General features: G+C 59.5%; 26 protein-coding genes. 15 read left to right on the forward strand and 11 right to left on the reverse strand.

The features are described 5' to 3' along the window. Positions 1-114: 114 nt before the first annotated feature. Complete coding sequence (locus tag DBR00_RS00005; protein ID WP_108488405.1) at positions 115-1014, reverse strand: LysR family transcriptional regulator; 900 nt, start codon at positions 1012-1014, stop codon at positions 115-117. Between the two features lie 97 nt (positions 1015-1111). Here DBR00_RS00005 and DBR00_RS00010 point away from each other — a divergent pair, with 97 nt between their 5' ends. From DBR00_RS00010 to tal, 6 genes are all read left to right on the forward strand, one after another. Next, on the forward strand, positions 1112-1522 hold the full coding sequence (locus DBR00_RS00010; RefSeq protein ID WP_108488404.1) for a hypothetical protein: 411 nt from the start codon (positions 1112-1114) through the stop codon (positions 1520-1522). Between the two features lie 23 nt (positions 1523-1545). Further along, complete coding sequence (locus DBR00_RS00015) at positions 1546-2661, forward strand: alkene reductase (RefSeq protein WP_108488403.1); 1116 nt, start codon at positions 1546-1548, stop codon at positions 2659-2661. After that, positions 2658-2951, forward strand: a complete 294-nt coding sequence (locus DBR00_RS00020) for a putative quinol monooxygenase (protein WP_108488402.1) — start codon at positions 2658-2660, stop codon at positions 2949-2951. The genes DBR00_RS00015 and DBR00_RS00020 overlap by 4 nt, the downstream gene beginning before the upstream one ends. A gap of 18 nt (positions 2952-2969) precedes the next feature. Continuing rightward, entirely contained in the window at positions 2970-3983 is a 1014-nt protein-coding gene (locus tag DBR00_RS00025) for a zinc-binding alcohol dehydrogenase family protein (protein ID WP_108488401.1), read from the forward strand. Positions 3984-4313: 330 nt separating this feature from the next. Continuing rightward, a complete protein-coding gene (gene dusA / locus DBR00_RS00030) occupies positions 4314-5318 on the forward strand; it encodes a tRNA dihydrouridine(20/20a) synthase DusA (RefSeq protein WP_108488400.1) in 1005 nt (334 codons plus the stop codon). A gap of 41 nt (positions 5319-5359) precedes the next feature. Continuing rightward, a complete protein-coding gene (gene tal, locus DBR00_RS00035) occupies positions 5360-6286 on the forward strand; it encodes a transaldolase (protein WP_108488399.1) in 927 nt (308 codons plus the stop codon). Positions 6287-6343: 57 nt separating this feature from the next. Here the strand turns inward: tal and rssC are convergent, their stop codons facing one another. Together rssC and rssB are read right to left on the reverse strand one after the other, a co-directional pair. Then, positions 6344-6826: an anti-sigma factor antagonist RssC gene (gene rssC, locus DBR00_RS00040; RefSeq protein ID WP_108488407.1), complete on the reverse strand. Its 483-nt coding sequence runs from the start codon at positions 6824-6826 to the stop codon at positions 6344-6346. An 8-nt stretch (positions 6827-6834) separates the two neighbouring features. Beyond that, a complete protein-coding gene (rssB, locus tag DBR00_RS00045) occupies positions 6835-8019 on the reverse strand; it encodes a two-component system response regulator RssB (protein ID WP_108488398.1) in 1185 nt (394 codons plus the stop codon). Positions 8020-8235: 216 nt separating this feature from the next. Between rssB and DBR00_RS00050 the strand changes: the two genes are divergently transcribed. Then, positions 8236-8535: a PilZ domain-containing protein gene (locus DBR00_RS00050; RefSeq protein WP_108488397.1), complete on the forward strand. Its 300-nt coding sequence runs from the start codon at positions 8236-8238 to the stop codon at positions 8533-8535. 61 nt (positions 8536-8596) lie between these two features. Here the strand turns inward: DBR00_RS00050 and DBR00_RS00055 are convergent, their stop codons facing one another. Next, positions 8597-9298, reverse strand: a complete 702-nt coding sequence (locus tag DBR00_RS00055; RefSeq protein WP_108488396.1) for a VacJ family lipoprotein — start codon at positions 9296-9298, stop codon at positions 8597-8599. A gap of 221 nt (positions 9299-9519) precedes the next feature. On the opposite strand from DBR00_RS00055, the gene DBR00_RS00060 reads away from it, so the two are divergent. Both DBR00_RS00060 and DBR00_RS00065 read left to right on the forward strand, forming a co-directional pair. Beyond that, complete coding sequence (locus tag DBR00_RS00060; protein ID WP_108488395.1) at positions 9520-10230, forward strand: phosphatase; 711 nt, start codon at positions 9520-9522, stop codon at positions 10228-10230. 142 nt (positions 10231-10372) lie between these two features. Next, a complete protein-coding gene (locus DBR00_RS00065) occupies positions 10373-10639 on the forward strand; it encodes a DUF4404 family protein (RefSeq protein ID WP_108488394.1) in 267 nt (88 codons plus the stop codon). A gap of 47 nt (positions 10640-10686) precedes the next feature. On the opposite strand, the gene queF is transcribed toward DBR00_RS00065, so the two are convergent. The 3 genes from queF to DBR00_RS00080 form a co-directional block, all read right to left on the reverse strand. Further along, positions 10687-11517, reverse strand: coding sequence for an NADPH-dependent 7-cyano-7-deazaguanine reductase QueF (queF, locus tag DBR00_RS00070; RefSeq protein ID WP_108488393.1), 831 nt, complete (start codon positions 11515-11517; stop codon positions 10687-10689). 93 nt (positions 11518-11610) lie between these two features. Continuing rightward, complete coding sequence (gene pyrF, locus DBR00_RS00075; RefSeq protein WP_108488392.1) at positions 11611-12309, reverse strand: orotidine-5'-phosphate decarboxylase; 699 nt, start codon at positions 12307-12309, stop codon at positions 11611-11613. 144 nt (positions 12310-12453) lie between these two features. Beyond that, positions 12454-12687 carry a DUF1127 domain-containing protein gene (locus DBR00_RS00080; RefSeq protein WP_108488391.1) on the reverse strand — a complete coding sequence of 78 codons (234 nt, stop codon included), beginning with the start codon at positions 12685-12687 and terminating at the stop codon, positions 12454-12456. 97 nt (positions 12688-12784) lie between these two features. Here DBR00_RS00080 and DBR00_RS00085 point away from each other — a divergent pair, with 97 nt between their 5' ends. Further along, the gene (locus tag DBR00_RS00085; RefSeq protein ID WP_108488390.1) at positions 12785-13639 is read left to right on the forward strand and encodes a LysR substrate-binding domain-containing protein; all 855 of its coding nucleotides are present in this window, start codon (positions 12785-12787) and stop codon (positions 13637-13639) included. Here DBR00_RS00085 and DBR00_RS00090 read toward each other — a convergent pair. Beyond that, entirely contained in the window at positions 13629-14384 is a 756-nt protein-coding gene (locus DBR00_RS00090; protein WP_108488389.1) for a sulfite exporter TauE/SafE family protein, read from the reverse strand. The genes DBR00_RS00085 and DBR00_RS00090 overlap by 11 nt on opposite strands. Before the next feature lie 106 nt (positions 14385-14490). Here DBR00_RS00090 and DBR00_RS00095 point away from each other — a divergent pair, with 106 nt between their 5' ends. Then, the gene (locus DBR00_RS00095) at positions 14491-15450 is read left to right on the forward strand and encodes a LysR family transcriptional regulator (RefSeq protein WP_108488388.1); all 960 of its coding nucleotides are present in this window, start codon (positions 14491-14493) and stop codon (positions 15448-15450) included. Positions 15451-15498: 48 nt separating this feature from the next. Here the strand turns inward: DBR00_RS00095 and DBR00_RS00100 are convergent, their stop codons facing one another. Both DBR00_RS00100 and arfB read right to left on the reverse strand, forming a co-directional pair. After that, positions 15499-16386, reverse strand: a complete 888-nt coding sequence (locus tag DBR00_RS00100) for a LysR substrate-binding domain-containing protein (protein ID WP_108488387.1) — start codon at positions 16384-16386, stop codon at positions 15499-15501. 90 nt (positions 16387-16476) lie between these two features. Next, positions 16477-16890, reverse strand: a complete 414-nt coding sequence (arfB, locus tag DBR00_RS00105; RefSeq protein ID WP_108488386.1) for an alternative ribosome rescue aminoacyl-tRNA hydrolase ArfB — start codon at positions 16888-16890, stop codon at positions 16477-16479. Between the two features lie 169 nt (positions 16891-17059). On the opposite strand from arfB, the gene ccoG reads away from it, so the two are divergent. Next, on the forward strand, positions 17060-18475 hold the full coding sequence (gene ccoG, locus DBR00_RS00110; protein ID WP_108488385.1) for a cytochrome c oxidase accessory protein CcoG: 1416 nt from the start codon (positions 17060-17062) through the stop codon (positions 18473-18475). A 64-nt stretch (positions 18476-18539) separates the two neighbouring features. Then, entirely contained in the window at positions 18540-19949 is a 1410-nt protein-coding gene (gene mapR, locus DBR00_RS00115; RefSeq protein WP_108488384.1) for a GntR family transcriptional regulator MpaR, read from the forward strand. Between the two features lie 260 nt (positions 19950-20209). On the opposite strand, the gene DBR00_RS00120 is transcribed toward mapR, so the two are convergent. Beyond that, on the reverse strand, positions 20210-21277 hold the full coding sequence (locus DBR00_RS00120; protein WP_108488383.1) for a linear amide C-N hydrolase: 1068 nt from the start codon (positions 21275-21277) through the stop codon (positions 20210-20212). 286 nt (positions 21278-21563) lie between these two features. Between DBR00_RS00120 and DBR00_RS00125 the strand changes: the two genes are divergently transcribed. Next, positions 21564-22052 (forward strand): molybdopterin-dependent oxidoreductase, encoded by a 489-nt coding sequence (locus tag DBR00_RS00125; RefSeq protein WP_108488382.1) that lies wholly within the window; start codon positions 21564-21566, stop codon positions 22050-22052. A 4-nt stretch (positions 22053-22056) separates the two neighbouring features. Beyond that, entirely contained in the window at positions 22057-23976 is a 1920-nt protein-coding gene (locus DBR00_RS00130; protein ID WP_108488381.1) for a bifunctional diguanylate cyclase/phosphodiesterase, read from the forward strand. The last annotated feature ends 12 nt before the right edge of the window (positions 23977-23988 follow it).

The raw sequence follows: 23988 nt of genomic DNA on the forward strand, positions 1-23988 counted from the left end.
GGACGGACTTCGTACTGGATGCCCTGGAGCAAGCCCTGTATGCCCGTCAGCCGCATCGCACGGGTGGCCTGATTCATCACAGTGACCGTGGCAGCCAGCTGACAGTAAGCTCTTTTAAGCCAGCAAGGCCGCACAGCGCTGCTGCAGAAACGCCTGTAACAGCTTGACCCGCTCGGACACCTGGGCGCGATGGGGGCACAACAGATTGAACGGCGCGCTCTCGCCCTGCCAGTCCGTCAGCAGCGGCATCAAACGCCCGGCATCGAGGTCGGCCTGCACATCCAGTTGCGCCTTGTAGACGATGCCGTGCCCGGCCAACGCCCAGCGCCGCGCCACTTCGCCGTCGTCACACACATAATCACCACTGACGCGCACCTCCTGCACCTCGCTGCCACGGCTGAAGCGCCAGAGGTCGTAGGCGCGTTCATTACGCAGATACAGCACCGCCCGATGATCGGCCAGCTCAGTCGGACTCTGCGGCGTGCCATGCTGCGCCAGGTAGGCCGGGCTGGCGCAGACCATCCGGCGGTGCTGCGGTGCGATGGACAAGGCCACCAGGCTGGAGTCGACCGGTACGCCGTAGCGCAAGGCGATGTCCACCGGCTCGCGGAACAGGTCGGCATTGCGATCATTAAGCAGCAGGCGCAACTGGATATGCGGGTGCTGCTGCTTGAACTCATCCAACCAGGGCAACAGCACGTTACGGCCGAAATCCGAGGGCGCGGCCAATTGCAGGGTGCCGCTCAGGCCCAGGGTATGGGCCTTCAGCGCCTGCTCGCCTTCGGCCAGGGCACCGAGGGCCAGGCGCACGCTGTCCAGATAACGGCGGCCTTCATCGGTGAGGCGCAGGCTGCGCGTGGAGCGCACCAGCAGGCGCACACCGAGGCGGGTTTCCAGGCGTTTGATGGCAATGCTCGCCGCGGCCGGGGTTAGCTCAAGGGCCCGCGCCGCCGCGGAAAAACTGCCGCTGTCGGCCGTGCGCACGAAAATATCCAGATCAAGAATCGAGCTCATTGATTAAAACTCTTAACAAGTGATTCCTTTTTACCCGGCTTTTTCCGCCACTACCATTGTTTGATCATGCAACCACGCCCACCACGGAGCAGTGGCCATGACCTGGCACTTCGATCACCTGGCATTCAACACCCACGACGGCGCGCCGTTGCAGCACCTGTTCGGCGACTTGCTCGGCTTGCAGCCGGGCCCACGTCCGCCCTTCCCGTTCCCCGGCCGCTGGCTGTATCAGGGCGACCAGGCGCTGGTGCATGTCATTGAGCGCGGCGATGTGAGCGAACCTATCCTCAGCCATATTGCCTTGTACACCGACAGCGATGCTGCGGTGGTATTGCAGCGAGTACAAGCCAGTGGCCTGCCCCATCAGATCGCTCAGGTGCCGGAAGACGGTCTCTGGCAAATCTTCGTACAGCTCCCCGGCGGTCTGCTGCTGGAACTGGATGCACCAGCCGCGCAACCCCTGCCCAGCACTTATCACTATCAGAACAACGCCGGCGCACCGGCCTGAACCTGCCAACAAGGACCCCGCACATGACCACTAGCACGCTGTTTCAACCCATAACCCTGGCTGGCCGTGAACTGCCCAACCGCATTGTGATGGCCCCCATGACCCGCGCCCGCAGCAGCCAGCCCGGCGACAGTGCCAACGCACTGATGGCCGAGTATTACGCCCAGCGTGCCAGCGCCGGCCTGATCATCACGGAGGCCACGCAGATCAGCCCACAGGGCAAGGGCTACAGCTTTACTCCGGGCATTTACAGTGCCGAGCAAGTCAGCGGTTGGCGGCAAGTGACCGATGCCGTGCATGCCGCCGGTGGGCGCATCTACCTGCAACTCTGGCACGTGGGGCGCATGTCCCATTCCAGCTTTCATGCCGATGCTTTGCCGGTGGCGCCATCTGCTCTGGCACCGGATGCGCAGGTGTGGGTGGTAGGTGACGATGGCGTCGGCCGTATGCTCGACTGCCCAACACCACGCGAACTGAGCACCACCGACATCGCCGCTATCATCGAGGACTACCGCCGAGCCGCGCGCAATGCCGACCTCGCGGGTTTTGACGGGGTGGAGATCCATGGCGCCAATGGCTATCTGATCGACCAGTTTCTGCGCAGCACCTCTAATCAGCGCACCGACGCTTATGGCGGCAGCCGCGAGCGACGCCTGCGTTTTCTTCAAGAGGTGGTCAGCGCAGCGGCCGAAGAAATCGGCGCGGCGCGGGTGGGTGTGCGCCTGGCACCGTTTATTACCGCGCGCAATATGGCCTGCCCGGACATTATCCCGACCATCCTTGAGGCTGCCGCGTACCTTGACCGCGTAGGCGTCGGTTATCTGCACCTGTCGGAAGCCGACTGGGATGACGCCCCGCAGATTCCCCATGAATTTCGCGTGAAGCTGCGTGCGGCGTATCACGGCGCCATCATCGTGGCCGGGCGTTATACCCGTGAGCGCGGCGAGGGTTTACTGCAGCAAGGGTTGGTGGACTTGATCGCCTTTGGCCGCCCGTTTATAGCCAACCCCGACCTGCCGGTGCGCCTCGCCCAACAGTTGCCACTGGCCGACTTTGACAGCAGCCGTTTGTTCGGTGGCGATGCCCAAGGTTATAGCGATTACCCGGCATACCCGCATGACAGCGAGGCGCGCCCATGAGCAACACCATACATTTACTCGCCACCCTGCACGCCCATCCAGGCCATGGCCCGACACTTGAAGCCGCCTTGCGCCAATTGGTGCCGGCCAGTCGGGCCGAAGCTGGCTGCCTGCAGTATGAGTTGCACCAGGACCGCGACACGCCTGAGTGTTTCTACATGCTGGAAATCTGGCGCAGTGCCGCCGCCCTGGAGCACCATCGGCAGACTGAACACTTTCTGCGCTTTGGTCGCGAACACGGCCACCTGCTGGCCAATTTCGAACTCACCTACCACACCCCACTTGCCTGACTATCACGGAGTTTTTGCATGAAAGCCGTCGCCTATTACCAGTCCCTGCCCAGCAGCGACGCAGAGTCGTTACTTGACATCGAACTGCCTGCACCAACGCCGGGGCCGCGCGACCTGCTGGTGGCCGTACAGGCAATCTCAGTCAACCCAGTGGACACAAAAATTCGTAGTAACGTCGCCCCCACCGACGGCCAGGCCAAGGTACTGGGCTGGGACGTGGCCGGCGTGGTTCAAGCGGTGGGCAGCGACGTCAGCCTGTTTCAGGTCGGTGATGAGGTGTTTTACGCCGGCGCCCTACAACGTGCCGGCGGCAACAGCGAACTGCATGTGGTGGACGAGCGCATCGTCGGCCATAAACCCAAGAACCTGGGTTTTGCCGAAGCCGCCGCCCTGCCCCTGACCGCCATCACTGCCTGGGAACTGCTGTTCGAACGCCTGAAGATCGCCCAAGGCAGCGCCAGCCACGGGCAAAGCCTGCTGATAATCGGTGCCGCCGGTGGCGTTGGCTCGATACTCACCCAGCTGGCGCGTCAGCTCACCGGCCTGACGGTGATCGGCACCGCCTCGCGCCCGGAAACCGCCGCCTGGGTTAAGCAATTGGGCGCCCACCATGTGATCGACCACAGCCAGCCCTTGCTGCCACAGCTTCAGCAATTGGGTATCCAGCAGGTCGACCATGTGGCCAGTCTGACCCACACCGACCAGCACTACGACCAGCTGATCGAAGCCCTGGCACCCCAGGGGCAACTGGCGCTGATCGACGACCCGGCCCAGCTTGATGTGGTCAAACTCAAGCGCAAGAGTCTGTCGCTGCACTGGGAGTTCATGTACACCCGCTCGCTGTTCGAAACCCCGGACATGCAAGCCCAACACGCATTGCTTGAGCAGGTCGCCCAACTGGTCGACGGCGGCATTTTGCGCACCACCCTGGGCGAGCACTTCGGCCGCATCAACGCCAATAACCTGCGGCGAGCCCACGCTCAACTGGAAAGTGGCACTTCACGCGGCAAGATTGTTCTGGAAGGCTTTTAGGCTTAGCAATAACAGGAACACTGCCATCTTGCTCGACGGTGCTCCAAGATCACGGACGCCGTCGACAAGAAGTGACTCGCCTCAGCCGCCTTCTTGCGCGCGAAGGTCTAACTCTCTGTGTAAACTTACACCCCCATTTTTAAAATCAAACTTGTACGGTGTAACTGACCGTGCCATCAGCCCTCTTTCGCGGTCTGATCGTTGCCATGGTGGTACATCCTATTGGCCGTCGGTACACGCAAGCACTGGGGCGGTACAGCCCACCACCCAGCTTTAAAAATGCCCGCCCCCCCTGGAAACACGCCTGAAACACGCACACCGGAGACACCCATGCTACAAGGCTTAACCCCAGCAACCTCGCCGCCTACGGTGTCCCGTCGCTTCTCCGTTGCGCCGATGATGGATTGGACAGATCGTCATTGCCGTTTTTTCCTGCGTCAGCTTTCACGGCACGCGCTGCTTTACACCGAAATGGTCACCACGGGGGCCATTTTGCACGGTGATGCAGAACGCTTTTTGCGACACAACGTGGCGGAATACCCGCTGGCCCTGCAGCTCGGCGGCAGCGTGCCGGCGGATCTGGCGGCATGCGCCAAGCTGGCACAAGCCGCAGGCTACAACGAGGTGAACCTCAACGTCGGCTGCCCGAGTGATCGGGTGCAGAACAACATGATCGGCGCCTGTTTGATGGGCCACCCACAACTTGTAGCTGACTGCGTGAAAGCCATGCAAGATGCGGTGGCTATCCCGGTTACGGTGAAGCACCGAATTGGTATCAACGGCCGCGACAGCTATGCCGAGCTGTGCGACTTCGTCGGCACCGTGCGCGATGCCGGCTGCCGCAGCTTTACCGTGCATGCGCGCATCGCCATTCTCGAAGGGCTCTCACCCAAGGAGAACCGTGAAATACCGCCATTGCGTTATGAGGTCGCGGCGCAACTCAAACAGGACTTCCCCGAGCTGGAAATTATCCTCAATGGCGGCATCAAGACCCTGGAAGACTGCCAACAGCACCTGCAGACCTTCGATGGCGTGATGCTGGGCCGCGAGGCTTATCACAACCCTTACCTGCTGGCGCAGGTGGACCAACTGCTGTTCGGCTCAACGCGCGCCGTAATGAGCCGCTTCGAGGCGATGCAGAGCATGCACAGCTATATCGCCGCGCACCTCGCAGAAGGCGGCAGCATGCACCACATCACCCGCCATATGCTCGGCCTGGGCCAGGGTTTCAACGGCGCGCGGCGCTTTCGCCAACTGCTCTCGGTGGATATCCACAAGGCCAGCGAGCCCTTGGCGCTGTTCGATCAAGCGGCGCAATTGCTGCAAGGCCGCTGACTCGGGTAAGGTCGGTGCATCTGCAACGACAAGGCTGTGTCATGACCTCAAAGCTGGATCAACTCAAGCAGTTCACCACGGTGGTCGCCGATACCGGCGACCTCAACGCCATCGCCCGCCTGAAGCCGGTTGATGCCACCACCAATCCTTCCCTGCTGCTCAAAGCCGCTGCCATGCCTGGCTATAGCGAACAGCTGAAACGTGCCGTCGACACCAGCCAGGGCGACCTCGGCCTGGCCTGCGATCACTTCGGCGTCGCAGTAGGCGGAGAGATCCTCAAGATCATTCCGGGGCGTATTTCCACCGAGGTGGACGCGCGCCTGTCCTTCGACACCCAGGCCACCCTGCACCGCGCTGAACGCCTGATTGGCTTGTATGAAGAGGCCGGCATTGGTCGCGAGCGCGTACTGATCAAGATCGCCTCGACCTGGGAAGGCATTCGCGCCGCCGAGCAACTGGAAAAAGCCGGCATTCAGTGCAACCTGACGCTGCTGTTCTCTTTCGCCCAAGCCCAGGCCTGCGCCGATGCCGGCGTATTTTTGATTTCGCCCTTCGTCGGGCGCATCTACGACTGGTACAAGAAGGCTGAAGGCCGTGATTTTGTCGGCGCAGAAGACCCCGGCGTGCAGTCGGTTACGCGCATCTACAACTACTACAAGGCCAACGCCTACCAGACCGTGGTGATGGGCGCGAGCTTCCGTAATATCGGCCAAATCGAACAACTGGCCGGCTGTGATCGCCTGACCATCAGCCCAGAGTTGCTGCAGCAACTGGCCGATGACCAGCAGCCACTGGCGCGTCTACTCAGCCCTGGCAAAGCTGCCGAAGCCAAGCAGAGCCTGAGCGAAAGCCAATTCCGCTGGGCCATGAATGAAGACGCCATGGCCACGGAAAAACTCGCTGAAGGCATTCGTCTGTTTGCCCGCGATCAGGAAAAGCTGGAAAAACTGCTGACTGCTCAAGCCTGAATAACCTGAATGCAAACGGGGCGCTCATTGAGCGCCCCGTTTGTTGAATGGCCCGAGTCAGTGGTGTTCGAGGGCATTGACCAGATCGTGGAAAGCTTCGCGATTGGAGTCGTTCAGCCCCATCAGAATGCGGTGCGCTTCCAGCACCTTGGCGCGCACCAGCTCTTCCGACTGATCCTGCGACGGCAGGTCGTCCAGACAATCCGGACACGGTACAGGTGTGTCGACGATATTGAAGACCTGATCGAACCCCATCGACTGCAACAGTCGAGTGATATCGGCGTGGGTGGTCACCACTGTCGGCAACAGACCGATCTTCTGCCGCGAGAGAATCGACAGCTTGGCCAAAAGCCCAAGGGTCGTGCTGTCGATACTGCGGGTCTCGGTCAGATCAATCACGATGGCTGAGAAATTCAGCGCAGTGAAGATTTTCTCAATGGTCGCATCCAGGGCCGAACAAAGTGTCAGGCGTACCTCACCCACAAACTTCAGGATGAAGGTACCATCTTGTTCGGCAAACTGAATTCTACCGGGGCTTATCCCAGGGTTCATGCAAGGTTCCTGCTCAACACCAGCAAGGCAATATCATCCGGCATATCCCCCAGATTGGCCAGCCCAAAAGCCGTACGCAGGCCATCCAGGGTGCCACCAGCAGAGCTGATCAGCTGCGGTAACAGGGTTTCCTTGTCTTTCAAGGTATCACCTGGCAGCAGATCGAGAATGCCATCAGAGAGTAACGTCAAACTGAAGGCCTTTGGCAACTCCAGTTCCAGATCTTTGTACTCAGCTTCGACAAACAACCCAACCGGTAAGCCACGCCCTTCTAGATAACGCGCCTGACCATCGCTGTAAAGCACTGGCAAAGGCAAATGACCGCCAATGCTGTAAGTCAGACGGTTACTCGCCTGATCGATCACACCGCCAAGCATCGTCACGTGCTTGCCCAGCTTGCAGTTGATCAGGCCGCGATTGATATGACCGAGTACTTCTGAGGGCTTGAAGTCCGGAAAGCTGCCCACTCGGCGCGACTCATACAACAGCCGGGTGGTCATAAACTTCAGCAGCACGGTAATGAATGCTGAAGAGGCTCCATGCCCGGAAACATCTGCCAGATAAAACGCAATACGGCTGTCATCGACACGGAAGTAGTCGACAAAATCGCCGGAGAGGTACAAGGAAGGGATGATCTGGTGCGCAAAACTCAGGCCATCAGCTTGCCAAGGCGTCACTGGCAGCATGTTCATCTGCACCTGGCGCCCAGCATTCTGGTCTTCTTGCAGTAAGTGCAGGCTGGCTTGCAGCTCACGATTGGCAGTTTCCAGCTCCTCACGATAGCGCTGGTTTTCCAGACGCAGGTTGGCACGGTCTAAGGCACGGCGCACAGAGTGCTCCAGCACAGCAAGATCGGCCAAGGGCTTGATCAAATAATCAGCAGCGCCCAGGCGCAAAGCCTCAACGGCGTCGCTCATCACGCCTGCACCGGAGACCACAACGACCGGGGTTTCTACCTGAAGGGCATTGATGCGGCGGATCAACTCAAGACCATCGACTTGCGGCATGCGCAGATCACAGATCACCAAATCCGGTGACTCGGCGCGGAACACATCCAACCCCTGCAAACCGTTACTGGCCTGCAGCACATGAAAACCGCTGTCCTCCAGGTAGGCGGCAAGGCTTGCGCGCACTACATCGTCGTCGTCGATTATCAGCAGCGTGGCACTGGTCATGTGCATGGGATATCCAGGCAAACTACGCCGGGTTTAGGTTGGCATATGCGTCAGACCGCAGGTCTGTCCGCGCAGAGTCAGCTTGCATCACGGCGCAGACGGTACTCCCATCTGCTAGCTGATTCAAGCGTGCGCCGGTCGTCGTAACACGACTTTACACCTCAAATCGGGCAAGGTTATAAGAGTCTCAGGACAACCCCCATAACAAGAGGAAAGTGCCCCATGAGTCAGAATGATCGTGCTTACAGCGAGAAACGCGATTACATCCGCATGCGGCTTGAGGCACCTGTTACCTTGCACCATGAGGGGCAGGAAACTCCAGCGTTGTGCTTGGATCTCTCTAGTACGGGCATGCAACTTGAAGCCAGAAGCAATGTGAAAATGGGCGACAAGGTGCGTATCCATATTGCATCTGATCACAACGAGTTGCGTGGACTGGATGCTCAGGCAGAAGTCGTTCGCGTATCCGAACTTGAAGATGGTCGACAGGCACTGGGGCTGGCGATCATATCAATGAATTGATTCAGCCAGAACAAACGATAAGGCGGCCACTAGGGCCGCCTTTTTATTTCAGCCAACAGACTCAGAAATCGTCTTCGACTGCGCCATCACGCACTTTAAACTCACGGTTCTGCAAGTAAGCATTGCGCACAAAGATGTACTTGTCGCCACTCACCAAACGCTCAGCGGAGAGTAGTCTGGCGCGGAGATCAACCACCTCAACGCCGCTTACGACGTTACGTGTAGGCACATGGCTGATGTGCATCGGCGCTGTCAGCATAATATCCGGGATACGCCCGGCAGCATCGCGTACAGTGCTTGGCCCCAGCAATGGCAGCACGACATACGGACCACTGTTGAGCCCCCAGACACCCAGTGTCTGACCGAAGTCTTCATCACTGCGCTGCAACCCCATGCTCGTGCCCACATCAAAAAAACCGAGCACGCCGAAGGTCGTGTTGAAAATCAGACGGCCACTGTCCACACCGGCATCGTGCAGTTTGCCCTGAAGCAGATTATTCGCCAGGTTGCCAACATCACCGATGTTGCGAAAGACGTTACGCACACCATCCTCGAAGAACTGCGGCGTCACAGCCTGATACCCCTTGGCTAACGGCTTTAGGGTATAGGCATCAACATTATCGTTAACCTTGAACATGAAACGGTTGTAACCCTGCCATGGATCCTCTTCCTCAGCTTGCACCAATGCAGGCAGCAATAACATGCCTGTACAGGCAATCAGCAAGCCCAGTCGTTCAATCCAGCTCGCACCGGTAACACGCATATACAGTCGCTCCTTGAAGGCATTCAGGCCGCACAACTCAGCAGCCACATCAGATGGCGCAGTATAAGGCGGCAACTCAGAAAGACAGCATAGCGGATGCGCAAATACCTGAAAATCTAGCCGGTAACGGCCCGCAAGGCGGCGACACCTGGCCACCCATGCGTCATCAGCCTGTCATGCAACACTGCTAAATTGGACTAGACCATATCTAGGGATGGCTCATGCATAACTCTGCATCCTCGCCGGCATTTAATGCCGTACTGTTCAGCTTGTCCGGTTGCCTTGTGGACTTTGGTGCCCGCAGTGTGCCGCTGACTCTGCAACGGCTTTACCCCGATGCACATGAACCGCACAGCCTTGCCCAATGCCTGGGGCGGGAGCCGCTGCCCACCGAGTGGCAAACCTATCAGCAGGCACTCTGCAGCACTGCACAGGAACATAGCGAGACCACGCACGCTGCTCTGCCGCTGTTGGAGCAGCTACGTCAGCAAGGCGTGCCTTGCGCCTGGCTGGACGAGCTGCCGCGCGATGCGAGTATCTGCCTGGCCAGTGCTCTGCCGGACTGGCTCTCGGGCACACCCAATCGCAGTCATCGGCCATGGCCAGCACCCGATGCCATCTGGCTCAGCCTATTGGAGCTGCAGGTTGAACAGCTCACCGGCTGTGTATTGGTCAGCGGTGAGCCGCGCTTACTGCAAGCCGCTCTGAATGCGGGCATCTGGACCATCGGTCTGGCCATCAGCGGCCCCCTCTGTGGTCAAGCGCCGGCTGACTGGCAGAGTCTGCCAATTCGCGAGCGTGACCGCCTGCGCAGCCAGGCTACCCTCAGCCTTTATCGCCTGGGCGTGCACTCAGTAATCGATCAACTCAGCGATCTGCCTACCTGCCTGGCCGATCTCAGCTTGCGTCGTCAGAAAGGTGAAAAACCTTGATGCCGCTTGCCGGATAACACATCGCCTGGCGCTTGATCCAAAGCAAGCAAAGCCTCTTGGCTTGGATTAACCTCAAGACATGCCGAACCTTTCGCCCCTGCGCAAGGTCAGTCAAACAGTCAATCATTGAAGGGAGAATTCCATGCCTGCAAGCCGCCTGCAGCAACAACTGCAAGATCTGCGCGACCAACTGGCAGAGCAGCCGCCGCTGAGTGAAGAGGAACGCGCCGAGCTGTATGTGTTGACCCAGGAAATTGAACTGCAACTGGCACGCCAGGCTGCAGCGGCCCCTGACGCCACGCTGATCGACGGGGTTAACCTCGCGGTAGAACGTTTCGAAGCCAGCCACCCGACTCTTGCCGGCACCCTGCGCAATATCCTGCAGAGTCTGGCGAATATGGGCATCTAAACGCACGCAGCGCTAATGAAAACCCCAGCTCTAGCTGGGGTTTTGCATTACTGGCGCACTAAGCGTTGATTATCGGGGCTGATAGGCCCACTGCTGCGATAGGGGTTGATGTCCAGACCGCCACGGCGCACATAACGCGCATAGACTGTCAGATGTTCAGGCTTGAGCAAGCGCTGCAAGTCGAGAAAGATCCGCTCCACGCACTGCTCGTGAAAATCCGCATGCTGGCGGAAGCTCACCAGGTAGGCCAGCAGGCTGGCGTGATCCAGCGCCAGGCCACGGTACTGCACCACCAGCGTGCCCCAGTCCGGCTGACCGGTGACCGGGCAGTTGGATTTGAGCAGATGGCTGTGCAGGTTTTCCTCAATTACTCGTCCGGCATCACAACGCAGCAGTTCTGGTTGCGGCTGTGCATAGTTGCTGATGGCAACATCCAACTCGTCAATGCAGATACCTGGCGCGGCTTGCACACCGTCGGCCACCACCTCAGTCAGGCTGCGCACGCGCACGCCAACCGGTTTACCGGCGGCTGCCGAGAGGTCCTGTGTCAGCACCGCCAGCAGCTCGTCAGCAGTGCCGAACACCGACTGATTCAGCGAGTTGAGGTACAGCTTGAAGGATTTCGACTCGATGATATTCGGCGAGTCGGCGGGAATGGCGAACTCGCCCATGGCCACCACCGGCTTGCCCGATGGCAGCAGCCAGGACAGCTCGAAACAGTTCCAGAAGTCCACGCCCTGGTACGGCAGGGTCTCGGCGCTCAGGCCCAACTCGGCCCATTTCGCGGCACGCGGAATCGGGAACAGCAAAGACGGGGTGTAGGTAGCGATGTATTCGCTGGATTTGCCCAGTGGCGAATCTTCGGCGGCGGGATGCATGGAGAAAACCTGGCTAGTCGAAATGCAGCGATTGTATACAACCTTTCAAGCAGATTCAGGCGGCAAGCGCGAAACCGAACTTGCCGCAGCAGATCAGGCCAGCTCCGCCACCACCGCCGCCAGCGCCTGCGCCGGATCGGCAGCCTGGCTGATCGGGCGACCAATCACCAGGTAGTCAGAACCCGCGTCGAGGGCCTGACGCGGAGTCAGAATACGGCGCTGGTCATCCAAGGCGCTGCCAGCCGGACGAATCCCCGGAGTCACCAGTTGCAGCCCCGGGTAAGCCGCCTTAAGCGCCTGAGCTTCCTGAGCCGAACATACCAGGCCGTCCATTCCAGCCTGGTTAGCCAGGCCAGCCAGGCGTAATACCTGCTCCTGTGGCTCGATATCCAGACCGATGCCGGCCAGGTCTTCACGCTCCATGCTGGTCAGCACAGTCACCCCGATCAACAACGGCTTAGGGCCGTTGAATGTATCCAGGGTTTCGCGGCACGCCGCCATCATGCGCAGACCGCCCGAGCAGTGCACATTGACCATCCACACGCCCATCTCGGCAGCGGCTTTGACCGCCATGGCCGTGGTGTTGGGGATGTCATGGAATTTCAAGTCGAGGAACACCTCAAAGCCCTTGTCACGCAGCGTGGTGACGATGTCAGAGGCGCAGCTGGTGAACAACTCTTTGCCCACCTTGACCCGGCACAGCGTGGGATCGAGCTGATCAGCCAATGCCAGCGCAGCATCACGGGTCGGGAAATCCAGGGCAACGATAATCGGGGACTGACAAGCGGACATGGCGGACTCTCGGGCAAGACAAATTCGGCGCGCATTGTAGCGGATGCGCCACCCGCGCGCCGCTCCAGTGATCTGCCGATACACGCTGCGTACCGCTGCATGTAGCGAAATCGAATAGGCCGCTGAGTTGAGCGACACGGCAACTCAACGCGCCAGCGGATCGTCCCAGAATGGCCGTTCGCTTTCCTGCATCACATCAGCCCGACTCAAGCCGAGATCCTTCAAGGCCGCATCATCCAACATCGCCAAACGCTGACGCTGTTCAGCCAACTGCCACCAGCGCTGAAACTGCCGGCCAATATTGCACAACACACCTAATGGCCGGAACGCCTGTGTGCGCCCAGTACCCACCACGGCATAACCTTTCTGCCCTTTCATCTCGTCGCCCTCCTTGTGGGGTTGGCGACAGTCTCATGCGGGCCTTATGATCAATCCAACGAATGTTTCTTATGCAATACATCTCAGAGATTGATGAATGGCCAGTTACCCAAGCATCGACAGCGAACTGCTGCGCACCTTTGTCGCGATTGCTGATCACGGCGGCTTTACCCGCGCAGCAGAGATGGTCAACCGCACCCAATCGGCCGTCAGCATGCAGATGAAACGCCTGGAAGAAGACGTGGTACAGCGCCCACTGTTTCTGCGCGACGGCCGCCAGTTCAGCCTTACGGCAGAGGGCCAGCTGCTCCTGAGTTATGCCAGGCGCATTCTCAAGCTGCATGCGGAAGTGATGAACAGCATGCGCGAGCCGCATATGGTCGGCACCGTGCGCATCGGCACGCCGGACGACTATGTGATGCGGTTTATGCAGGGCATTTTGGTGCGCTTCGCGCAGGCTTATCCGCTGGTTCAGGTGGAACTGCACTGCGAGCCGTCCTTCCAGCTGCTGCAACGCCAGGATCTGGACCTGACCATCGTCACCCGCGAACCCGGCACGGAGATCGGCCAGCTGTTACGCCAGGAACACCTGGTCTGGGCGCAGGCGCGCAACACCAACCTGCATGAGCTGGAAACACTGCCCCTGGCAATGTTCAACTCCTCCTGTTTCTGCCGCTCCTGGGCCTGCAATGGCCTGGATGCCCAGGGGCGTAACTTCCGCATTGCCTACACCAGCCCCAGCCTGTCGGCAATTATGGCGGCGGTTAGTGCTGGCCTGGCGATTACCGCGCAACTGCATAGCCTGATTACCCCGGACTTGCAAATCCTCGGCGAGGCAGAGGGTATGCCGGGCCTGCCCTCTGCCAGCATCGTTTTACTGCGCAACAGCCAGACCCAGTCGCAGGTTACAGAGACACTGGCCGAGCAGATTGTCGAAGGCTTCAGACTTTAAGTGCGAGCAGGGTTGCACAGAGCAGTAGAAAGCCGACAAACAACCCACGCAATACCCGCTCAGGCAACGCATGGGCGCACTTCACCCCCCAGCTGATGCTGAGCAAACCGCCCAATGCCAGGGGAGCGCCCAGCAACCAGTCAACGTGATCATGCAGGGCATAAGTCGCCAGGGTAATTGCCGTGCTCGGCGCCGCCAGAGTCAGGGACAAACCCTGCGCCACCACCTGACTGGTACCGAACACCGAGGTCAGCACTGGTGTCGCCAGAACCGCCCCCCCCACGCCGAACACCCCGCCTAGCAATCCCGCACCGCTGCCCAACAGCGTCAACCAGGGCCAGGGATAGCGCATCCCCACGGCAAGCGTGGCCGGCTTGCTGACCAACCGTGACAGGTTGTAGACCGCCAACAGCACCAGAAAAGCCACAAACCCCAGGCGCATGCGCGCTGCATCCAGCTCAACCGCCCAGCCCGCGCCCACCAGGGCAAACAACAGGCTGGTCAGCGCCAGGGCCAGGGCATGACGCCAGTCAATACGATTGCGCTGGTGGTAGCGCCACAACGCCAGCAACACATTGGGCACCACCATCACCAGCGCCGTACCCTGAGCCAGTTGCTGATCCAGGCCAAACAGCACACCCAGCGCCGGAATCGCAATCAACCCACCACCAATGCCAAACAGGCCGCCCAACGTACCCAGAATCAGTCCAAGCAGCAGGTTCAAGGCAAAGTCGAACAGCGTCATCACAGGCCTCCAGAAAGATGCCGCACAGACTAATCATTCGCCACTGGCAGCGAAACGCACAGCAACGCACAATGGCTTTGCATAATTCGCACAGCCGAGCCCCACCATGAACCCCGACACCCTGACCGATCAACTCAGCCTGTTTATCGACGTGCTGGAAACCGGCAGTTTTTCCGCAGCCGCTCGCCGCCATCCGCTGACGCCCTCGGCCGTGGCCCGGCGCATCGATGCCCTGGAGCGCTCACTGGGCAGCCAACTATTCAGCCGCAGCACCCACGCCGTACGCGCCACGTCTGCCGGCCTGGCCTTTGCCGAACGGGCCCGGCGCATTCTCGCCGAGCTGCATCTGGCCCGCGCCGAAGCAGTTTCCCTGAGCAGCGCGCCGGAAGGGTTGATCCGCATCGATGCGCCCGCCCCCTTCGGCCGCCGTCATCTGGCACCGGCCATCGCCGAGTTTCTGATGGCCTACCCCGGCCTGGATGTGCAACTGCGCCTGATCGACAGCTTTGTCGACCTGCATGGCACCCACCTCGGAGAAGTCGATCTGGTGCTGCGCATCGGCCCGCTGGCAGACACACGCCTGGTTGCCACAGCACTCTCACCCATGGTGCGCGTCGTCTGTGCCAGCCCCGATTACCTGGCCCGACGTGGCGTACCGCGCAGCCCGAACGAACTGCTGGAGCATGACGGCCTCGACTGGGACAGCCTGGCACCGCCCTACGCCTGGCGCTTCGAGCAGGACGGCAAACTGCAACTATGCCGCCCCAAGCGCCTGCGCATGACCGCCAACAATGCCGAAGCCCTGCTGTTCAGCACCCTTGCTGGCTTAGGGATCGCCCACCTGCCCACCTGGCTGATCAGTGATTACCTGCTGCGCGGTGAGTTGCTACCGCTGTTCTGCGAAAATGGCCTGCCTGCTCCCGAACCCAGCGGCATCTACGCCTTGCGCCTGGAACGTGAAACCGACTCGCGCAGCCGCCTGTTGCTGGAGTTTCTCAAGGCGCGCTTCGGCCCTGTCGCGCCCTGGGATCTGGCCCTGCAAAGCGGCCTGCAGCGCTTCGTCTGACGCATCGCCATCCTTGCCCCTACCGTGCAACGCACAGCGCAAAGGTGGCTAGGTGGACAGCTGACTGCTCAGATAGTCAAGAAAACAGGTGATGCGCGAGGCCAGCGCCGTATTGCGGTAGTAGACCGCATGAATCGGCTGAAGCACCTCGACGGTATCACTCACCAACAGCTGCACCAATTCACCGCTGGCGCGGTCAGCGGCGGTCATAAAATCCGCCAGGCAAACAATTCCAGCACCTGCCAACGCCAGTTGACGCAGCGTCTCGCCGCTGGACGCACTCAGGCTCGGGGCGATGCTGTAGGCATCGCCCAAGGCATGACGCAACGGCCACTGATTGAGGCTTTCGGGTTGGGTAAAGCCGAGCAGGCTGTGCTGACTCAGCTCTTCGACACCGTGCGGCATGCCATGGGCTGCGAGGTACGTTGGGCTGGCCAGTACGCGCAAACGGTTGGCGCCCAGAGGCCGTGCATGCAGAGTGGAATCACGCAGCAAGCCAATACGAATGGCCACATCGGTGCGCTGCTCCAGCAGATCGATGATCTGGTCGCTGCTGTGCAACTCCAACTGAATGTCCGGATACCGCTCACGGAATCCCGCTACCAGCGGCACCACCGCATGCAGCATAAACGCCGCGGCAGCATTGACCCGTAAACGCCCGGCGGGTTTCTGCCGACGCACTTTCATCTGTTCTTCGGCACTGTCCACCGCATCGAGAATCTTGCGGGCCTGGACTAGAAAAACTGCGCCCTCTTCCGTCAACTCCAGGCGTCGAGTGGTGCGCCGCAGCAGGGTGACGGCGAGTTTCTCTTCCAGGCGGCTCAAGGCACGGCTGACACCGGACGCTGTCTGTGCCAACTGTTCGGCCGCTGCACTGATCGAACCGCTGTCAACCACGCGAACAAAAGCCAAAAGCTCATCGAGGGTCGTCTTCATTCATGCACTCTAGTCAAATATGCCGACCTGAAAACCCTACACGGCCTCACAAAACTCGGCACTTCAATTCAGGTTCAACGGGATAGGCACCTAAAAATCGACCTTACCGCGCCCGGCCTTGATCGTGCCGCGAATGCTCTTGCCTTCCAGGCGGCGCTTCTTTGAGCCCAGCGTCGGTTTGGTCGGACGGCGGGCTTTCTCGGTCTTTGCGGCACTGCGAATCAACTCGACCAGGCGTTCCAGCGCATCGCTTCGGTTCTGCTCCTGAGTGCGATACTGCTGAGCCTTGATAATGACAACGCCACCGGTGGTGATGCGACTGTCGCGCATGGCCAGCAGTCGCTCCTTGTAGAACGGCGGCAGACTCGACGCCTGACTGTCGAATCGCAGGTGTACCGCACTGGACACCTTATTGACGTTTTGCCCACCGGCTCCTTGAGCACGAATGGCGGTCAGCTCAACTTCATCGTCGGCAAGGTGAACGCTGTTGGAGATAACCAGCATAGGTGGGCTTCGGTTCAGGTTCAGGAAAGGGCAGCCAGAATATCGTGAACGCTTCGCGCTTGCCTGCCCCGCCATCTGATCCGCTTTTTATTGGAAAACCTGAGTCTGTTATCCAGACAGCTGCGCTCGCATCATGCGCCTCGCCTGATAAAGCCCGACGAGGCCCGTAATGAGCGAACGAATTCCCGCGCAGATCATCGAAACCATCGACCCGCGCCAGCCTATCCGCCTGACGCCGTCACAAGCGGGCGGACCAATCCATACCCGCAGTTTCAGCGGCCGCTTTCGCAATCTGCGCCTGTACGGCGCGGGCCTGCTGTTTCTGATCTTCTTCGGCACCGCCTGGCTGGACTGGGACGGCCGCCAGGCGGTGTTGTGGAACCTGGCCGAGCACCGCTACTACATCTTCGGCGCGACATTCTGGCCGCAGGATTTCACCCTGCTGTCGGCGCTGCTGATCATTGCCGCCTTTGGTCTGTTCACCATCACCGTGGTGGCCGGGCGCGTGTGGTGTGGCTACACCTGCCCGCAGAGTGTGTGGACCTGGGTGTTTATGTGGGCGGAAAAAGTAACCGAGGGCGAGCGTAATCAACGCATCAAGCTGGATGCTGCGCCCTGGTCGCTGAACAAGCTGGTGCGGCGCAGTGCCAAGCACACGATCTGGCTGAGCGTCAGCCTGATCACGGCGCTGACCTTTATCGGTTACTTCACCCCAATCCGCACACTTGCCAGCGACTTGCTGCGCCTGCAACTGGACGTCGGCACGCTGGTATGGGTGCTGTTTTTTATGGCCGCCACCTACCTCAACGCCGGCTGGTTGCGTGAGAAGGTCTGCGTGCACATGTGCCCCTATTCGCGCTTTCAAAGTGCGATGTTTGACGATGACACCCTGCTGGTGGCCTACGACGCCAAACGCGGTGAAGGCCGTGGGCCGCGCAAAAAGGACAGCGACCACAAGGCTGAGGGCCTGGGCGATTGCATTGACTGCACGCTGTGCGTACAGGTGTGCCCGACCGGAATCGACATCCGCGATGGTCTGCAGATCGACTGCATCAGCTGCGGGGCCTGTATCGATGCCTGCGATTCGGTCATGGACAAGATGGGCTACGCCCGAGGCCTGGTCGGCTACCACTCCGAGCGCGAACTGCAAGGCGGCAAAACCCACTGGCTGCGACCACGGCTGATCGGCTATGGCATCGCCCTGGTGTTGATGCTCGCGGCCTTTGTCTGGGCCTTGAGTGCGCGCTCGATGCTGTCCATCGACTCGGCCAAGGATCGCAGCATGTTCCGCGAGAACCCGCTGGGGCAGATCGAGAACACCTACCTGCTCAAGGTGATCAACAAGACCCAACAGCCGCAGCGTTATGGCCTGACCTTGCTCGACAGCCCCGGCCTGCGTCTGGAGGCACCGCAGCAGTTGCAGCTAAGCCCCGGGGAAATTCTCGATGTCCCGGTGACCGTGGTGCTGGAGAGCGAACAGACCGAGGCCAGCACCCTGCCCGTGCGCTTCGCAATCCATAACCTGGCCGATAGCCGCGAGCAGGCGCAAACGCAGAGTATTTTTCTTTCGCCGCGTGGACGCTGACAGTCGCATGGCCAGGCAACTCCCCGTAGAGTGCGGTCATTTACTGGCCGCCCCTACGGACCCGATGAAGCGCTACGAGAAATTCGCCGACCAGATTGCCGAACTGATCCGCAGCGGCATGCTCGCCCCTGGCGAAAAAGTGCCCTCGGTACGCCACGCCAGCCGTACCTACGGGGTGAGCCCGTCCACGGTGTTCCAGGCCTATTACCTGCTGGAGGACCGCGGCCTGATCCAGGCCCGCGCCCGCTCCGGCTACTTCGTCCGCGAGCTGGCGCGAGATTCTCTGGCCGAACCGGAAACCAGCCAGCAGCCAACGCAAACCACCGAGGTGGATGTCAGTGAGTTAGTGTTCTCGGTCCTCGCCTCACTCAAAGACCCCGGCACCGTGCCGTTCGGCTCGGCCTTCCCCAGCCCGCAGCTGTTTCCCCTGCCGCGCCTGGCGCGCTCCATGGCCCAGAGCGTGCGCGATATGCAACCGCAGGCGGTGATCGCCGATATGACCGAGGGCAACCCCAACCTGCGCCGGCAAATAGCCCTGCGCTATATGGTCAGCGGCGTGATGCTGCCGCTGGAAGAACTGGTGATCACCAGTGGTGCCATGGAAGCCCTCAACCTGTGCCTGCAAACCGTCACCCAACCCGGTGATCTGGTGGCTATCGAGGCACCGGCCTTTTACGCCACGCTGCAGGTGCTGGAGCGCTTGAAGCTCAAGGCCGTGGAAATCCCGGTCAACCCGCGTGAAGGCATCGATCTGGATGTGTTGAACGAGCGCCTGGCCAGTCTGCCGATCAAGGCCTGCTGGTTTATGAGCAGCCTGCAAAACCCCCTCGGCGCGAGCATGAGCGATGACAAAAAACGCGCGTTGTATGAACTGCTGCAGCGCCATCAGGTGCCGCTGATTGAAGATGACGTTTACGCCGAGCTGTATTTCGGCAGCCAGCCGCCTAAACCAGTGAAAAGCTTCGACCGTGACGGCCTGGTGATGCACTGCGGCTCGTTCTCCAAATGCCTGGCACCGGGTTACCGGGTCGGCTGGGTGGCCGGCGGACGCTATGCCGAGCCAATCAGTCGACTCAAGCTGATGACCACCCTCTCGCCCTCCGTACCGGCCCAGGCCGCCTTGGCCGATTACCTGCAGCACGGCGGTTATGATCGCCACCTGCGCAAGCTGCGCCATGCCCTGGAGGCGCAACAGGCGTCGATGCTCGCTTCGGCCGCGCGGCACTTCCCGGCCAGTACCAAGGTCACCCGTCCCAGCGGCGGCTACTTCCTCTGGTTCGAGTTTCCCGAACAGGTCGATGCCCTGCGCCTGTTCCAACTGGCCCTGGTCCAGGGCATCAGCCTGGCACCGGGGCCGATCTTCTCGGCCACCCGGCGCTTCGGCAACTGCGCACGGCTGAATTACGGCCATCCCTGGGATGCGCAGAGCGAAGAGGCAATGGCCGTGCTAGGCCAGATTCTCGCTGCCTTCTGATTCTTACCGTACAGGCCCTTAAACAGCTGCGGTGGCCTTACGCTTTTGCACACGACCTTTCCAGCCCGTTCATGGGATTGGAGTAGGTTGTGGTCTTTTCCATAACCTCCTCTTAAAAATTGAGCCCCTACGAAATCCTGGGCCATTCAATCGAGATCAGCGACGGCCCCAAGGAGCCGTCAGCTGGAGTGACTCGTTCCAGAATTTTCCAACACAGAGTTAAGGAGTGGCGTATTGCCTTGCCACCTCGGTACTCCCGATCACTCGGCCCCAAGCCACTTGAAAGGCTCCGCAGGCTTGAGTACTGCCGAAAGCTCACCCGCAAGGAACTGCCCACGCTCAACCCTGACGACCTTCGGAGCAGCACCTTCTGTTAAATCAATCTTGTTCATGTCGAGCCAAGACACGGCAGGAAAGACAGCAGACTCAAAGTAGTAAATCTTCGCCTTATGGTCGGCAAAGGTGCGCCATAGTGTCATCGCGAGGTTCGGGCGGTCTGGATCCGCTATGCCCAGAGGCACGCTCACAGCGCGAATTTGCGAGAACACCGATGCGAGTGCAAGGTCGTTATCTTCGTACTTAGGTGAGGCGCCAAGAGCATAAGAGGCCCGGACAAAACGGTCGGCCGCATTGATCGTACCCGGAAGGAATTTACTTCCGCCGACCTGTTCCCAATAGGCGTTAAGGGCTAGTTGCTGGTCGAACGTGGGCGAGTTGGTCATCACCTTGTACTGCGAACCGTGGTGAATGACGAGCTTGCCATCGATGTATTCAAGGATCGCAGAGTCGCCCGTGGCATCAGAAATCGAAAGATGCAAGCCTGCCGCGCTGCCGTTTGGCAGTGTCGGCGCAATGATGGCAAATGGCGGGTTGGCCATTGCGGTAACCGCCTCTTTCACTGTTGCGTAGTTATCAAGGAAATACTGCGCCCAAGCACCAGCGGTCAGGGTGGGCTTTCCCGTATTGGTTGCATCCCCCCACTCGGCTTCCTTCAGATACAACAGATTGGCAGCAAGCCCTTTCTCGTTCATGCCATCGGCCGTTCCGACATCATAAAAAGAGACAGCAATTGAGCCATACATGGCTCTCCACTTAATTGGATTTTCTCCAACCGTCCCGTCGCGCTCCATACCCTTGGGAAAGACCCAGAGCGCCGTTTTGGCGGCAGGATCCATCCAATCCATGGACCGTCCAGTGATGTAGGACTGATTGCCCGTCTCGTATACGAGGCGTGTGCACGCCTGTGCGGTGTGCAAAGGCCCGCAAACGATCGAGATGACTAAGGTGCTGAGCACAGTCTTCATCGTCGAGTAGGGTTTCATCTTCATCTCTGCTTCCTCTTTGGTTTGTGAGGTGACGCACTTGAAGGATTAAGCTAAGAGCCGAGCAAAAGCGTAGCTTCCACCTGGCCAGCAAGCGAAGTGAATGTCTTGAAAGCTTGGGCACTGTTACGGATGAAAGAAGGCACGATTAGCTGATCAGTCAGCCCCTCTGATGAATGCAACCGCTTTGAGCCAGACCGACTGCCCCCTTTGAAGTTTAAGTGACATCACTACCGCGATATCGCCACGGCATCATTGAGTATTAAGACGCTGACGCCTGCCTGCCTTGCTGATGGCCCTCGCTGCCCTGCTCTCGGCGCAGCCGCTACTGGCTGACAACGCCTTCGCCACGCCCCCCAAAGACCCGGTCATACTGAGCATTTCAGGCAATCTGGCCTGTTGTCCGCAAGGTACGGCCTACTTTGATCTGGCGCGCCTGGATGCCATGCCACAAACCGAGGTGAGCACCACCACACCGTGGACAGAAGGCAGTGCCACCTACAGCGGTGTGCGTATCAGCGCGTTACTCAATGCAATGGGGGCGAAAGGGTCGACGATTTCGGCCACCGCACTGAATGACTACAGCATTTCGTTTGGCACCGCGGCGGCCATGCAGTACCCGGTGATTTTGGCCACACGCAGCAACGACCAAGTGATGCGTGTGCGTGACAAAGGCCCGATCTGGATCATTTATCCGCTCAGCGAATACCCACAACTGCGCAAAGAAGAGTTTCACCAGACCATGGTCTGGCAGCTCAAATCCCTGACGATCAGCGACTAATCCAATGCGCCGTTTGCGCTATGTGTTTTTGCTGGTGGTGACCCTGGGCTTTGCCGTGGGCATCGTCGCATCCCTAATCAATAACCAGCGCAGCGCGGAATTGACCGCCACGCGCATTCAGTTGTCGGCTTGGTCGCTGGCGCAGCTGGAACAGGAGTTCATCAAGTTCCACACCAGCCTGCGGTTGTTTCAAGTCAATGCCGCGTCTGCCGCCCAGATGCAGTTTGATTACGAACTGTTGTGGAACCGCCTGACGGTTTTTTTGACCGGCGAGGAAAACCGCGTTATCCGCGAGCGATTTGGCGCGCAAGCGCTGGCGGACAAGCTGTTTACCCAGCTGAAAAATGATGAAGACCTGCTGCTGTCAGCCTCACTCACACCGGGCGATGCCATTGAGCAACGCATCGCAGCTTACGAGGCATTCAGGCTGCCCATTCGCCAATTGATCGTGCGTAACTTCACCGGCCCTGAGGCGGCGCGGATTGTCGATGAGGTGCATGCCCAGCGCTTTCTCACCCAAACCCTGCTGCTGGGCTTGTTGTTTTGCGGCGGCGCTTTGCTGCTGATGCTGTTTCTGGAAAGCCGGCGCAATAACTTTTTGGCCCACTACGACGCCCTGACTCGTCTGCCTAACCGGCAAACCATGCTGGCGCTGCATAACGCCAACAAAACCAGGCTGACCTACAGCGCCCTGGCGGTGATTGAGATGAACAACTTTCGCGCGGTGAATGAAACCATTAGCCATGAAGCGGGCGATCAGTTGCTCAGCCGCATTGGCAACCTGCTGAACACGCTCAAACCTGAAGGTAGTTTTATCGCCCGCGTCGGTGGCGATGAATTCCTCATCACCTTTGCCGAACACTTTCCGCCTCATCTTGTGATGGAAACCTTGAAAGCGCTGAGCGCTGCATTGTGTTTTGACTTTCAGAATGACAAACAGCTCTTTCAGGTCAATGCGCGCATTGGCGTGGTGTTTGACAGCGAACAGATCCACAGCGCCGAAAAGCTTTATTACTGCGCCACCCTGGCCGCTCGCGAACTGCGCCTTGGCCATGCGCGCGGACTCAAGGTGTTTGATGAAGAAATCAACAACCGTTACTTACGCAGCCGCCAGTTATTGAGCGACCTGCGCCGTGCACTCAAGGGCAACTTTTCAGGCCTGGCGCTGCATTACCAACCCATCATCGGTCTCAAACGCGACACCCTCGGGGTTGAGGTGTTGCTGCGCTGGAACCATCCGGCCATGGGTTTCATTTCGCCACTAGAAGTGGTTGAGCTGGCTGAAAACAACCAACTCGGCCTGCAGTTCTGGCATTGGCTGCTGCAACGCCTCAAGCAGGACATCGGCAAGCTGCCGCAGGATATGCGCACGCAGTTGTATTTTTCCGTCAACGTTGCGCCCTCGCAATTCACCCTGCGCCTGGCCGATAGCCTGCAACAATGGCTGGTGGACACCCCTATAGGCGCAAATCAATTGTTGGTGGAAATGACCGAGTCCATTTCCGTCGCCAACTTCAACGAATCGCAGAAGATTTTGCAGAGCGTCAATGCCTTGGGTATCGATATTGCCCTGGACGACTTTGGCACGGGCTATTCATCGCTGTCGTACTTGAGCAGCTTGAAAGTGCAGCGCATCAAAATCGACAAATCCTTCGTCCAAGGCATCAGCCAAGACCCGCAACTGCAGCGCGTGGCGCGCAGCATCATCGAGTTGTGCCACAGCTTTAACTTTACGGTGATTTGCGAGGGCATTGAGGAGCACACCGATGATCAACTCATCCGCGCCCTGGGCAGCGATTACGCACAAGGCTATTTTTATGGCAAGCCGATGGCGATTACCGGGCTGATGGCCTGGTACAGCCAATACGAAGCCAACGCACCCGAACCGCGCACCGCACTGCCCAGCCTGCCAACGCATCACTGAAACCTTTTCTCG

This window comes from Pseudomonas sp. HMWF032 (genome assembly GCF_003060885.1).
Lineage (GTDB): Bacteria > Pseudomonadota > Gammaproteobacteria > Pseudomonadales > Pseudomonadaceae > Aquipseudomonas.